Origin of the sequence: Streptococcus oralis (genome assembly GCF_003943415.1) — a bacterium.
Lineage (GTDB): Bacteria > Bacillota > Bacilli > Lactobacillales > Streptococcaceae > Streptococcus > Streptococcus oralis_BJ.
Genome location: NZ_RJPK01000001.1, coordinates 185,683 through 198,719 on the forward strand (window position 1 = coordinate 185,683; position 13,037 = coordinate 198,719).

The following is a 13,037-nucleotide window of genomic DNA, read 5'->3' on the forward strand; positions in this document are numbered from 1 at the left end:
AAAGGAGTCGGTGCGTTTTTTATTAGCTATTTTGGGATTTTACTAGCCTATTTGGTGGCTTTTTGATACAATAATTCAAATAAAGGAGGAGACACTATGGATTTAGATAGTATTCGGCAAGAAATTGATCAAATTGACGATCAAATCGTCAAGCTCCTGGAAGAAAGAATGCATTTAGTTGAAGGGGTTGTCGCTTATAAAAAAGCATCTGGTAAACCAATCTTAGATTCTAAGAGAGAAGAAGTTATTTTTGAAAAAGTCAAAAATCGAGTAGAAGATAAGCGCTATCAGGAGACCATTGTTGAGACTTTTTCAGACATTCTCAAACGTTCGCGTGATTATCAGGATCAAAACATCAAATGAAAAAAGAACAATTTTATCCGCTAGGGATTTTTCTGGCTGCTATGTTGGGAGGTCTTGTCCGCTATCTGGTTTCCACTTGGTTACCAGCTAGTCCAGACTTTCCTTGGGGTACCCTCCTTGTCAACTATCTGGGTATTTTCTACCTGGTCTATCTGGTAAAAGGCTATCTGGCCTATAAGGGAACCAGCAAGGGCTTGGTTTTGGCGCTTGGGACAGGATTTTGTGGTGGCCTGACAACCTTTTCTAGTCTAATGCTTGATGCCGTGAAATTGCTCGATACCGGGCGTTATCTTAGCTTAATTAGCTATCTGCTTTTGAGTATTGGAGGAGGTCTGCTATTGGCTTATATTCTAGGGAGGAAGAAATGGTAATCATCTATCTTGCAATCGCCTGCGGGTTCGGAGCACTGGTGCGTTATTTCTTTTCTCGCTATAATCAATCCTCGAAATTGCCCCTAGGAACTCTCATAGCCAATCTTCTCGGTTGTTTTTTGATTGGCTTGCTCTACAACCATGTGGAGTCCAAGGAAGTCTATGCTATCCTAGCGACAGGTTTCTGTGGTGGGTTGACGACCTTTTCAACCTTGAATGATGAGCTGCAAAGACTACTTAGTGACAAGAAGGTATTTTATAGCTATTTAGTCTTAACCTACATAGGTGGTTTTCTAGCGATTTTTTTAGGAATTCTGCTATAAATTTCTTTACTTTTATGTGGAAATTTGGTAAACTGTATCTTGTGTGTAATGGACGCACAAAAATACAGTTTATCCGCTGAGGAAGGTTCCTCAAGATTGACAAAGATAGGAGAATAAAATGAATCCATTAATCCAAAGCTTGACTGAAGGTCAACTTCGTACAGATATCCCATCATTCCGTCCTGGTGACACTGTTCGTGTACATGCGAAAGTTGTCGAAGGTAACCGTGAACGTATCCAGATTTTTGAAGGTGTTGTTATCGCACGTAAAGGTGCTGGCATCTCAGAAAACTACACAGTTCGTAAAATCTCTAACGGTGTAGGTGTTGAGCGTATCTTCCCAATCCACACTCCACGTGTTGAAAAGATCGAAGTTGTTCGTTACGGTAAAGTACGTCGTGCGAAATTGTACTACTTGCGTGCACTTCAAGGTAAGGCAGCTCGTATCAAAGAAATCCGTCGTTAATTCGACTAAAAAACTCTGCTTACCTAGCAGAGTTTTTCTCTAGCTCCCTTAGTTCAATGGATATAACAACTCCCTCCTAAGGAGTAGTTGCAGGTTCGATTCCTGCAGGGGGCATTTTAAGTAATGCAAAGAAAAGCAAAGAATATGCAAAGTGTTTATTTTAAGGCAATCATCACAAGTTAATTTTTAAAAATAATTTAGTATTTTTTGTTTTTTTGACCAAATCATGACCAAATTTTGACCAAAATTAAATTTTTAGAAATTAATATAAAGTAAAGTAGATCAAGAAATTGGTCTATTTTTTGTGAAACAGTATTAAGAGTTATTAAAAAATATTTTATCATTTTCACTATGAAATTGTTCTGTCCATTTAAAAATGTTGGAAGAGACTAAATAATATTTTTGGTTTATAGAACAGATATAAAGTTTTAAATATGATTACGCTTTAAAAAAATGTTGTATTTTATTGTGTTATCCCTTGACAATTTTATTTAGAAAATATATGATAAGGATAATGACAGCGGTGTCATTTTGTCTGATGTAAAAAAATTTAGTGATACATAGTAAAAAAACAATAAAAAATTTGGAGGTGTTTTATGAAGCATTTTGTTCACAATGAGGTTTTTAGTATTCGGAAACTTAAGGTTGGATTGTGCTCTGTTTTGGTAGCGGTTTCATTCTTGGGGGTACAAAGTGTTTTTGCTGATGAAGTTATTACAAGTACTTCACAGATATCTATAAATAAGCTTTCTACTTCAACCACCAATAGTTTAGAAAGCTCATCAACTAATAATTATGATAAACCTACTGGGATTGACTCTTCTACTTCACAATTAACCGATAGTAATGTTGATTCTCCTTTGACACCTAATAAAGAATATAAAGAAGATGGGGTAAATACTGGAACTTTTGAAGATGAAATGAAAGATTCTCCTCTTGTTTCTAATAGTGACCTTTCTACTTCAACTATCAAAACTTTAGAAGGTTCCTTAACTAGTAAACATGACAGTTTGACTGATTTTATTAGTACTTATTCAAAGTCAGTTAGTTCTGAGAACGAAGTTGCAGATACCTCTAATAGTAATGAAGTGCGAGAGAGTAACACTGCCTTAGAAAAAGGAATTGAAGTTTCGGCTTTAAATGTAAAAGATTATGGTGCAGTAGGCGATGGGGTTAATGATGACAGACAAGCAATTCAAGATACAATAGATGCAGCTGCTAAAGGATTAGGTGGAGGAAAAGTATATTTTCCTGAGGGAACTTATTTAGTTAAAGAAATTGTCTTTTTGAGAAGTCATACACACATAGAAGTACATGAAAAAGCTACAATATTAAATGGTATCAATATCAAAAATCATCCTTCTATTGTATTCATGACAGGTTTATTCACTGATGATGGAGATCAAGTTGAGTGGGAACCAACCGAAGATATCAGTTACTCTGGTGGAACAATTGATATGAACGGAGCTTTGAATGAAGAGAGGACAAAAGCTAAGAATCTTCCTTTGATCAATTCTTCAGGAGCCTTTGCTATAGGAAATTCAAAAAACGTAACAATAAGTAATGTAACCTTTAAAGATAGCTATCAGGGACATGCCATTCAAATTGCAGGTTCAAAAAATGTACTAGTAGACAACTCTCGGTTTTTGGGACAAGCTCTCCCTAAGACTATGAAGGATGGTCAGATCATCAGTAAGGAGTCTATTCAAATAGAGCCATTAACCAGAAAAGGCTTTCCATATGCATTAAATGATAATGGTCAAAAATCTGAAAATGTAACAATTCAAAATTCTTATTTTGGTAAAAGTGAAAAATCAGGTGAATTAGTAACTGCAATTGGGACACATTATCAAACTGCAACAACTGAAAATCCTTCAAATATTAAAATTCTAAATAATCATTTTGATAATATGATGTATGCGGGTATTCGCTTTACAGGATTTACTGATATTTTAATAAAAGGAAATAGGTTTGATAAGAAAACTAAAGAGGAAAGTGTACACTATCGTGAAAATGGTGCTGCTTTAGTTAATGCTTATAGTTATAAAAATGTTAAAGATATATTAGATTTGAATAAACATGTGACTATTACTGGAAATGTATTTAATATTGCTGATTCTAACACTAAAGCAATACGAATTGCAAAAGATAGTGCAGATTATCTTGGAAAAGTAACTGATATTACTGTAACAAAGAATATCATTCGTAATAATTCGAAAAATACTGAACAGCCAAATATTGAAATGTTAAGAGTCAGCGACAATTTGGTAGTGTCTGATAATATCATTTCAGGAGGTAAAGACGGAATCGTAATTGAAGAATCCGCTGGAAGTATCACTGTCTTAAATAACCAACTTTCCAATTTAACAGGAAATCATGTTTCTTTACTTAAAACTGATTTTAATGGGACCAGTTCAGACACAAATAATAGTGTCGGTGATTTTAATATTATAACTGAGAATGAAAGTTATAAAATCTTTTCGCAAAATTCAGGTAATCATTCAGATAACCACTCAGATAAGCATGCAGAGGAAATAAAACCTGTAGCTGAAAACAAAAATAGTTTAGCTAATAATTACTCAGTAAATAGTGTAGATGATAAAATTGAAAAATCAAATCATGATTCAGGTAATGTAGTAACAGGAGAAATTTCACAAAAACAATATGACGTAACTAATGTTAGTGAAGTAGTTAAGACAAAAAATAATCAACATGCATTACCAAAAACTGGATTAAATAAAATGGTTGAGTTGCTTTTAACTATTATTGGAATTTGCCTTCTATTTGGACAACGGAGTTTTAAACGTCATTATGAAGATAGATAGAATATGCTCAATACAAGGTAGCACTATAGAGAACGAAGATAGCGTAGGTTACAAAAATCAATATTTCTGGATTATAGATGGAGCAACAGATTTATTTAATTCAAAAGACTCTATAGGTTATTCAGTTTCAGAAGTATCTCACCTTATTTCTGAATGTCTCAAGCAGTATTGTGACGATTCGTTATCATTGAAGAAAATTTTCGAGCTTGTTTTGGATGATGTTAGAAAAATAATAGAGATAGATCAGTGTGAGTTTGATGATTATTACCAGTTACCAACTTTTGCCTTTATTTTTGCGAAATTATCTGGTTTAAAATTAGAATACATAATGATTGGCGATTGTGTTATGATAGTCAACAATCAAACTATTACAGACCATAGAGTAGATTGCCTTTTTGAACAAGGAAAATTTTCAATCAAATCTAATGATGAAGTTGATAAAAAGACTATATTACAAAATATTAGGAAGCTAGCTAATAAACCAGATGGATATTGGATAGGTTCACTAGACAAAAGTAGTATAAATCATGTTATCAATGGTAGTTTGGAAGTAACTAGTGATCATATTGTTTTAATGACTGATGGTTTTTACGATTTTTATACTCAAAATTCAGGCTACAATTTTGGAGAGTTAATTGAAATGAGAAAAGAATCTACAAATATTGATCCTATTTATGGTAAAAAAGATGATGCAAGTATTTTGATAATTGATGTTTAAAATAATTTCATCATATGATGAACTATAAAGACAGTTATCTATACGAGTTCTTTATAGTGCAATTGATTATTGAGGTTAGATAATGTTGAGAAAGCATTTTGACAATGAAATTATTGAGTTGTCTAATAATCTAGAAGATATATGGATTTCTATAATAAAAAAATATGAAATGATATATGATGATTTAACTGAAGTTCAAAAACAAAGTATTATAGATAATGATTTAGTTATTAATGAAGCAGTTGTTACAATAGATATGAAAGGTATTGAACTCATCTGTTTACAACATCCTGTTTCTGTTGATTTGAGAAAAATTATAACTATAGTAAAATTATCCACAGATATTGAACGTATTGGTGATCGAATCATTGAAATAGTTAAGAATTTAAAAAATATTCATACAATGCATGAATGGGGACCATTATTTTATGAAATGCTAAAAATACATTTTATTCTAGGGGATCACTTAAAGAAAACTCTAACATGGTATAAGAATAGAAACTATGAACCTGACGTATATGACTATAATAAAAAATGTAAGTTGATATCTGGTCTATGTCAAAAACTAGGAGACAAAGTAGTAGAGAACTTTCTTATTGAATCCTCAAATGTTGATGAAGCTATTGTATTTTTAGAAGTTATTAATATTCTTGATAAGATGTCCCATACAACAAAATCTATTTATAAATGGTTAGATTATCAGGAAATTGGAGTATTATAGTTAAAGAGGAGTATATATGCAGACAATAGTAGATAATTTTGCTAATAAAGTTATTGAATATGGAATTTATAAATCGATGGACCAAATATATATAAAAAATAGAATATTGGCTTTAATCGGTGAAGAAGGAACTGATAAGATTTCAAATGATAGTGATCTTAAAAAATTAAAAGACAATTTAGTAGAAATAGCTTTAAAGAACGGTAAAATTGCTGATTTAGCTGAGGCAAAGGAATGTTTAGGTGCAGAGCTGATGAATTTTATCGTTCCATTACCAAGTCGCCTTAATGATATTTTTTGGAGTTCATATGATGTTTCGCCACAGGAAGCAGTTGAAGAGTTCTATCAGTTAAGTAAAGATAGCGACTATATTAAATTGTCAGCTATCGCTAAAAATATAGCTTTTCATACTGAAACTAATTATGGTTCACTTGAAATTACAATCAATTTATCAAAACCGGAAAAAGATCCGAAAACAATCGCAGCAGAGAAATTGGTAAAGTCATCTAATTATCCAAAATGTTTACTTTGTATGGAAAATGAAGGTTATCAGGGGAGAATAAATTATCCAGCACGTGCTAATCATAGAATTATTCGGTTGGAACTGGGAGACGAAGTATGGGGTTTCCAGTATTCCCCATACTCATATTTTAATGAGCATGCGATATTCTTGAATAGTCAACATGTACCAATGGCTATTACGTCCAAAACATTTGAACAATTATTGGAGATTGTTGATATTTTACCAGGATATTTTGCTGGTTCAAATTCTGATCTTCCTATCTCAGGAGGTTCTATTCTTAGTCATAATCACTACCAGGGAGGAAAACATATTTTCCCAATGGAAAAAGCAAAAATTGAGAGAGAATTTCTTTTTAAAGACTTTGAGGATGTTAAAGCAGGTATTGTAAAATGGCCGATGTCAGTGATTAGGCTACAAGGTGAAAATAAAAATCGTTTGGTAGAATTAGCTACTAAAATCCTAAATATCTGGAGAGAATATTCAGATTTAGAAGTAGACATCATTGCTAAGACTGAAGATATTCCACACCATACGGTGACTCCTATTGCTCGTAAAGTGGATGGAAGATATGAATTGGATATTGTTCTGAGAGATAACCATACTACTAAACAATACCCAGATGGTGTTTACCACCCTCATCAAGATGTACAACATATTAAAAAGGAAAATATCGGGTTAATCGAAGTGATGGGACTTGCGATTTTACCACCTCGTTTGAAAACAGAGTTAGAAGAAGTTGAAAAATATCTTTTAGGAGAAAAAAATTCAATTGCAAACTATCATTTAGAATGGGCTGACCAATTGAAAGAAAAATATCCTAATATTAAAAAAGAAGAGGTTAATCGCGTAGTTCAACACGAAGTAGGACAAGTATTTGCGAGAGTTCTCGAAGATGCTGGCGTTTATAAGAATACTCCGTTTGGACATGAAGCGTTTATGAGATTTGTTAAGTCGGTTGGAATTAGTTAGGAGGAACCCCAAATGGCAATATTGGTGACAGGCGGAGCTGGTTATATTGGTAGCCATACCGTAGTAGAATTATTAAATTTAGGGAAGGAAGTCGTAATTGTCGATAACCTTTCGAACTCTAGCATCTTGGTATTAGATCGGATTGAAGCAATTACTGGGAAACGTCCTGCGTTTTACGAATTAGATGTTTGTGATAAACAAGGATTGAGAAAAGTTTTTGAACAAGAATCTATTGAGGCTGCAATTCATTTTGCAGGATACAAAGCTGTCGGAGAATCCGTGCAAAAGCCTGTGATGTACTACGAAAATAATATTATGAGCACATTAGCTCTTGTTGAAGTGATGTCAGAGTTTAAAGTTAAGAAGATTGTATTTTCATCGAGTGCGACTGTATACGGCATTCACAATCAATCACCCCTCATTGAGACAATGCCGACAAGTGCAACAAACCCTTATGGGTACACCAAAGTGATGCTTGAACAAATTTTAAAAGATGTTCATGTAGCAGATTCAGAGTGGAGTATTGCATTGCTTCGTTATTTTAATCCGATCGGGGCTCATGAGTCTGGGCTTATTGGTGAAGACCCCTCTGGAATTCCCAACAACTTGATGCCTTTTATTGCACAAGTAGCTGTAGGCAAGCGATCAGAGCTAAGTGTTTTTGGAGATGATTATGATACGGTAGATGGTACTGGTGTTCGCGATTATATCCATGTAGTGGATTTAGCGATAGGGCATATAAAAGCTTTAGAAAAAGTATCCGAAAAAACAGATGTTTATATTTATAACCTGGGCTCAGGAGAGGGAACTAGTGTATTACAACTTGTAAATACATTTGAAAGTGTCAATAAGGTTCCAATTCCTTATAAAATTGTTCCAAGACGATCAGGAGACGTTGCGACTTGTTATGCAAATGCAGACAAAGCGTATAAGGAGTTAAATTGGAAGACTACGAAAACGGTTGAAGATATGTGTAGAGATACATGGAATTGGCAATCCAAAAATCCTAATGGATACAATAAATAATAAAGCACAATAGTCTTGTGATATGTATATATAAAAAAAATCAAAAAAAAATTATGAAAGCGCTTGACAAAGTAATCGTTTACATTGTATAATGTAAACATGAATGACACCGATGTCAAAAATAAAAAAGAAGGTCTTTTTATGAAAAACTTAACAAAAATTAAGTTCAAAGAGAACGGGGAATTTAATCATTTCCCAGGGAATACAGTTGTTGCAAATCTTTATACTAATTCAGATTTGATGGAAGTTGTTGATATCATTCAATCACGTTATAGAGAGTTGCCATTTATAGATAAATTTACATTAACTCCAAGAGATTCTATTCATATGACAGTAATAGAGTTACTTTGTCACGAAAATCGTGAGTCTGAATTTTGGAGTAGTCATCTACCACTAGATACACCATTACAAGAAATTCATGATTACTTTGCTAAGCAACTAGAAATCTTCCCATTACTCAACGAAGATATTCATATGCGAGTTACTGAAATGGGCAATCAAAACATTTTAGTTGAACCAGCAGATGAAAAATCAGCTAAACGATTAGAAGAAATTAGAACGTATGTTTCAGAAAAAGCAGGTGTTCGATTCCCTAATCATGATCGCTATCAATTCCATATCTCAATTGGATATCTTCGAGTTCCATTAACGGAAGATGAAAATGAAGAGTTTACAAAGGTGAAAAAGGAATTAACAAAAGTTCTACTTGAAAAGATTCCTGTAATTACTGTAAATCGTATTGATTATACAGTATTTGAAGATATGAGACGATTTGTTCCATATTGTGAAAAATTTTAAAAAAAATTATTATTAAAAATATAAAGGAGTTTTCATATGAAAAAATCTAAATTGTTATCGCTTTTAGCTGCAGGGGTTGCGGTTACAACATTGGCAGCATGTTCAGGTGGTTCAAATAATTCATCAAATTCTTCGAGCGATACACCTCAATCAGAAGAAAAAGCTGATAAGAGCCAAGAATTAGTAATTTATTCTAACTCTGTTTCAAACGGACGTGGAGATTGGCTAACTGCTAAAGCAAAAGAAGCTGGTTTCAATATTAAAATGGTTGATATCCCTGGCGCTCAATTAGCAGACCGTGTTATTGCTGAGAAGAATAATGCAGTTGCAGATATGGTATTTGGAATTGGTGCTGTTGATTCAAATAAAATTAGAGATCAAAAATTACTAGTACAGTACAAGCCTAAATGGTTAGATAAAATTGATCAATCTTTATCAGATAAAGATAATTATTATAATCCTGTGATTGTTCAACCATTAGTTTTAATTGGGGCGCCTGATGTAAAAGAAATGCCTAAAGATTGGACTGAGTTAGGTAGCAAGTATAAAGGTAAATATTCAATTTCTGGGCTCTCAGGTGGAACAGGGCGTGCTATCTTGGCAAGTATCCTTGTTCGTTATCTAGATGATAAAGGAGAATTGGGTGTTTCTGAAAAAGGTTGGCAAGCAGCTAAAGAATATTTGGAAAATGCGTACACTCTTCAAAAGGGTGAAAGTTCAATTGTTAAAATGTTGGATAAGGATGACCCAATCCAGTATGGAATGATGTGGGGTTCTGGTGCATTAGTTGGACAGAAAGAACAAAATGTTGTATTTAAAGTAATGTCTCCTGAAATTGGTGTCCCGTTTGTAACTGAACAAACAATGATTTTGAATACTAGTAAGAAACAAGCTTTAGCTAAAGAATTTATTGATTGGTTTGGTCAAACAGAAATTCAAGTAGAGTATAGCAAAAACTTTGGTTCTATTCCTGCAAATACTGAGGCAGTGAAAGAGTTACCAGAAGCAACTAAGAAATTTGTTGATCAAGTGAAACCACAAAGTATTGATTGGGAAGCTGTTGGAAAACATTTGGACGAATGGGTCGAAAAAGCTGAACTTGAATATGTAAAATAGGACATAAGTGTAATTTTTAAAATTCCAAGTCTCTCTAATGTTTCTGCACATACAAAAGAAATTAAGAGGGACTTTTTATATATTAGTAAAGGAAGTTAATAATATGATTAAATTTGATAATATTCAAATTAAATATGGTGATTTTATCGCGATTGATAATCTTAATTTAGATATTCAGGAAGGAGAATTCTTTACCTTTCTAGGACCTTCTGGATGTGGTAAATCAACAACTTTGAGAGCTTTGGTAGGTTTTCTAGACCCTTCATCTGGAAGTATTGAGGTTAATGGCACAGATGTTACGCACTTGGAGCCTGAAAAACGTGGAATCGGGATCGTATTCCAATCTTACGCACTATTTCCAACAATGACAGTTTTTGATAATATTGCATTTGGTTTAAAAGTTAAAAAAGTTGCTCCAGATGTTATTAAAGCCAAGGTTTCTGCAGTGGCTGCTAAAATTAAGATTTCAGATCAACAATTGCAACGTAACGTTTCAGAATTATCTGGAGGACAACAGCAGCGTGTAGCTTTAGCTCGTGCTCTTGTTTTGGAACCTAAAATCCTATGTTTGGATGAACCCTTGTCAAACCTAGATGCAAAATTACGTGTGGATTTGAGAAAAGAGTTGAAACGTCTTCAAAAAGAATTGGGAATTACAACTCTATATGTTACACATGACCAAGAGGAAGCGTTAACGCTATCTGATAGGATTGCTGTTTTTAATAATGGTTTTATTGAACAAGTGGGGACACCAGTAGAAATTTATCATAATTCTCAAACAGAATTTGTATGTGATTTCATTGGAGACATTAACGTACTTACAGATGAAACTGTTCACGGAATTCTTCTAAATAATGCTCATGTTTTTTTGGAAGATAAAAAAGGTTACATTCGTTTAGAAAAAGTTCGCTTCAAACGTGAAACGGATCAGGATTTTGTCTTAAAAGGTTCAATTATTGATGTTGAATTTTCAGGAGTTACAATTCACTATACTGTTCAGGTATCTGAAAACCAAATTCTTAATGTAACAAGTATCGATAGTCAGTCAGCTATTAGATCTGTCGGAGAAAGTGTGGAATTATTTATCACACCATCAGACGTTCTGCAATTTTAAGGAGGGGCAGTATGCGTCATAAATTAAATTGGAAAGATTGGCTCATTCGTTTAGGCTTAATCTGGTTCTTGGTAACTTTCATCATTTATCCAAACTTTGATTTAGTAGTTAATGTATTTGTGAAAGGTGGGGAGTTTTCACTTGATGTCGTACAACGAGCTTTTAAATCTCAACGTGCGATTCAGAGTATTTTTAACAGTTTCAAGTTAGCATTCTCACTAATTATAACTGTTAATGTTGTTGGTGTACTTTGTGTATTGTTTACAGAATATTTTGATATTAAAGGAGCTAAAATATTAAAACTAGGATACATGACGTCACTAATCTACGGTGGAGTAGTTTTGGCTACTGGTTATAAATTCGTTTATGGACCATATGGAATGATTACCAAATTTTTACAAAGTATTATTCCATCTTTAGATCCTAACTGGTTTATTGGTTATGGTGCAGTTCTATTTATTATGACATTTTCTGGTACTGCTAATCACACCTTATTCCTAACTAATACAATTCGAAGTGTAGACTATCATACTATTGAAGCTGCACGTAATATGGGTGCCAAACCATTTACAGTGTTTAGAAAAGTAGTATTGCCAACTCTAATTCCTACTTTATTCGCTCTTACAATTATGGTTTTTCTAAGTGGGTTATCAGCAGTAGCAGCACCTATGATTGTTGGTGGGAAAGAATTCCAAACTATTAACCCAATGATCATAACATTTGCTGGAATGGGAAATTCTCGTGACTTAGCCGCCTTTCTAGCAATTATTTTGGGTATTGCCACTACGATTTTGCTTACTATTATGAACAAGATCGAAAAAGGCGGAAATTATATTTCTATTTCTAAAACGAAAGCACCTTTGAAAAAACAAAAAATCACATCTAAACCATGGAATATCATTGCACATATTGTTGCTTATGCTTTGTTCACTGTTTTCATGTTACCATTGATTTTCATTGTATTGTATTCATTTACTGACCCAGTTGCAATACAGTCAGGAAACTTATCATTATCAAACTTTACTCTTGATAATTACAGATTGTTCTTTAGTAATAGTGTTGCGTTTTCTCCATTCCTAGTCAGCTTTATATATTCTATCATTGCAGCAACTACTGCAACAGTTCTTGCTGTTGTGTTTGCGCGAGTAGTTCGTAAACATAAAACTCGATTTGATTTCTTGTTCGAATACGGAGCTCTTCTTCCTTGGCTATTACCAAGTACACTTCTAGCAGTTAGTTTATTGTTCACTTTCAACCAACCTCAACTTTTAGTCTTTAACCAGATTCTAGTTGGTAGTTTAGTAATTTTGCTAATCGCTTATATTGTTGTAAAAATTCCATTCTCTTATAGAATGGTACGTGCAATCTTATTTAGTGTTGATGATGAGATGGAGGATGCTGCTAGAAGTATGGGGGCTTCACCATTTTACACAATGATGAAGGTTATTATTCCTTTCATCTTGCCGGTAGTTCTTTCTGTTATCGCACTCAACTTTAACTCTTTATTGACCGATTTCGATTTATCTGTATTCCTTTATCATCCATTGGCTCAACCATTAGGTATTACGATTCGTTCTGCAGGTGATGAAACAGCAACATCTAATGCACAAGCTCTTGTATTTGTTTATACAATTGTTCTAATGATTATTTCAGGAACTGTATTGTACTTCACACAGAGACCGCGTGGTAAGAAAAGGAAATAGT

Annotated in this window: 13 protein-coding genes and 1 tRNA gene; all 14 read left to right on the forward strand. The window is 33.4% G+C overall.

Features of this window, described 5'->3' with window-relative positions:
* Positions 1 to 96 precede the first annotated feature (96 nt).
* The 14 genes from D8801_RS00850 to D8801_RS00915 all read left to right on the forward strand — a co-directional run bounded on the left by D8801_RS00850 (position 97) and on the right by D8801_RS00915 (position 13,036).
* A complete protein-coding gene (locus D8801_RS00850; RefSeq protein WP_125847192.1) occupies positions 97 to 363 on the forward strand; it encodes a chorismate mutase in 267 nt (88 codons plus the stop codon).
* A complete protein-coding gene (crcB, locus tag D8801_RS00855) occupies positions 360 to 734 on the forward strand; it encodes a fluoride efflux transporter CrcB (RefSeq protein WP_125838294.1) in 375 nt (124 codons plus the stop codon). The genes D8801_RS00850 and crcB (D8801_RS00855) overlap by 4 nt, the downstream gene beginning before the upstream one ends.
* Entirely contained in the window at positions 728 to 1,057 is a 330-nt protein-coding gene (gene crcB, locus D8801_RS00860) for a fluoride efflux transporter CrcB (protein WP_125454005.1), read from the forward strand. The genes crcB (D8801_RS00855) and crcB (D8801_RS00860) overlap by 7 nt, the downstream gene beginning before the upstream one ends.
* Positions 1,058 to 1,175: 118 nt before the next feature.
* Entirely contained in the window at positions 1,176 to 1,523 is a 348-nt protein-coding gene (gene rplS / locus D8801_RS00865) for a 50S ribosomal protein L19 (RefSeq protein WP_001068669.1), read from the forward strand.
* A gap of 42 nt (positions 1,524 to 1,565) precedes the next feature.
* Positions 1,566 to 1,637 (forward strand) — tRNA-Arg (locus tag D8801_RS00870).
* 482 nt (positions 1,638 to 2,119) lie between these two features.
* Positions 2,120 to 4,348 carry a glycosyl hydrolase family 28-related protein gene (locus D8801_RS00875; RefSeq protein ID WP_125839106.1) on the forward strand — a complete coding sequence of 743 codons (2,229 nt, stop codon included), beginning with the start codon at positions 2,120 to 2,122 and terminating at the stop codon, positions 4,346 to 4,348.
* Complete coding sequence (locus D8801_RS00880) at positions 4,335 to 5,066, forward strand: protein phosphatase 2C domain-containing protein (protein ID WP_125449783.1); 732 nt, start codon at positions 4,335 to 4,337, stop codon at positions 5,064 to 5,066. The genes D8801_RS00875 and D8801_RS00880 overlap by 14 nt, the downstream gene beginning before the upstream one ends.
* Positions 5,067 to 5,148: 82 nt before the next feature.
* A complete protein-coding gene (locus D8801_RS00885) occupies positions 5,149 to 5,787 on the forward strand; it encodes a phosphate signaling complex PhoU family protein (RefSeq protein ID WP_125847194.1) in 639 nt (212 codons plus the stop codon).
* Positions 5,788 to 5,803: 16 nt separating this feature from the next.
* Complete coding sequence (gene galT / locus D8801_RS00890) at positions 5,804 to 7,279, forward strand: UDP-glucose--hexose-1-phosphate uridylyltransferase (protein WP_125450193.1); 1,476 nt, start codon at positions 5,804 to 5,806, stop codon at positions 7,277 to 7,279.
* Positions 7,280 to 7,291: 12 nt separating this feature from the next.
* On the forward strand, positions 7,292 to 8,305 hold the full coding sequence (galE, locus tag D8801_RS00895; RefSeq protein WP_125450192.1) for a UDP-glucose 4-epimerase GalE: 1,014 nt from the start codon (positions 7,292 to 7,294) through the stop codon (positions 8,303 to 8,305).
* Positions 8,306 to 8,446: 141 nt separating this feature from the next.
* Positions 8,447 to 9,103, forward strand: a complete 657-nt coding sequence (locus D8801_RS00900; protein ID WP_084973849.1) for a DUF1868 domain-containing protein — start codon at positions 8,447 to 8,449, stop codon at positions 9,101 to 9,103.
* Between the two features lie 36 nt (positions 9,104 to 9,139).
* Positions 9,140 to 10,219 (forward strand): extracellular solute-binding protein, encoded by a 1,080-nt coding sequence (locus D8801_RS00905; protein ID WP_125450190.1) that lies wholly within the window; start codon positions 9,140 to 9,142, stop codon positions 10,217 to 10,219.
* Positions 10,220 to 10,322: 103 nt separating this feature from the next.
* The gene (locus D8801_RS00910) at positions 10,323 to 11,333 is read left to right on the forward strand and encodes an ABC transporter ATP-binding protein (RefSeq protein ID WP_084973845.1); all 1,011 of its coding nucleotides are present in this window, start codon (positions 10,323 to 10,325) and stop codon (positions 11,331 to 11,333) included.
* A gap of 11 nt (positions 11,334 to 11,344) precedes the next feature.
* Positions 11,345 to 13,036: an ABC transporter permease gene (locus tag D8801_RS00915; RefSeq protein ID WP_084973843.1), complete on the forward strand. Its 1,692-nt coding sequence runs from the start codon at positions 11,345 to 11,347 to the stop codon at positions 13,034 to 13,036.
* Position 13,037: the final 1 nt, after the last annotated feature.

Excerpts from the sequence above, each read along its gene's own strand:
- D8801_RS00900 (WP_084973849.1), top strand. The coding sequence starts at position 8,447 with ATGAAAAACTTAACAAAAATTAAGTTCAAAGAGAACGGGGAATTTAAT.
- D8801_RS00905 (WP_125450190.1), top strand. The coding sequence starts at position 9,140 with ATGAAAAAATCTAAATTGTTATCGCTTTTAGCTGCAGGGGTTGCGGTT.
- galE (WP_125450192.1), top strand. The coding sequence starts at position 7,292 with ATGGCAATATTGGTGACAGGCGGAGCTGGTTATATTGGTAGCCATACC.
- crcB (WP_125454005.1), top strand. The coding sequence starts at position 728 with ATGGTAATCATCTATCTTGCAATCGCCTGCGGGTTCGGAGCACTGGTG.
- galT (WP_125450193.1), top strand. The coding sequence starts at position 5,804 with ATGCAGACAATAGTAGATAATTTTGCTAATAAAGTTATTGAATATGGA.
- rplS (WP_001068669.1), top strand. The coding sequence starts at position 1,176 with ATGAATCCATTAATCCAAAGCTTGACTGAAGGTCAACTTCGTACAGAT.
- D8801_RS00915 (WP_084973843.1), top strand. The coding sequence starts at position 11,345 with ATGCGTCATAAATTAAATTGGAAAGATTGGCTCATTCGTTTAGGCTTA.
- D8801_RS00850 (WP_125847192.1), top strand. The coding sequence starts at position 97 with ATGGATTTAGATAGTATTCGGCAAGAAATTGATCAAATTGACGATCAA.
- D8801_RS00875 (WP_125839106.1), top strand. The coding sequence starts at position 2,120 with ATGAAGCATTTTGTTCACAATGAGGTTTTTAGTATTCGGAAACTTAAG.
- D8801_RS00880 (WP_125449783.1), top strand. The coding sequence starts at position 4,335 with ATGAAGATAGATAGAATATGCTCAATACAAGGTAGCACTATAGAGAAC.
- crcB (WP_125838294.1), top strand. The coding sequence starts at position 360 with ATGAAAAAAGAACAATTTTATCCGCTAGGGATTTTTCTGGCTGCTATG.
- D8801_RS00910 (WP_084973845.1), top strand. The coding sequence starts at position 10,323 with ATGATTAAATTTGATAATATTCAAATTAAATATGGTGATTTTATCGCG.
- D8801_RS00885 (WP_125847194.1), top strand. The coding sequence starts at position 5,149 with ATGTTGAGAAAGCATTTTGACAATGAAATTATTGAGTTGTCTAATAAT.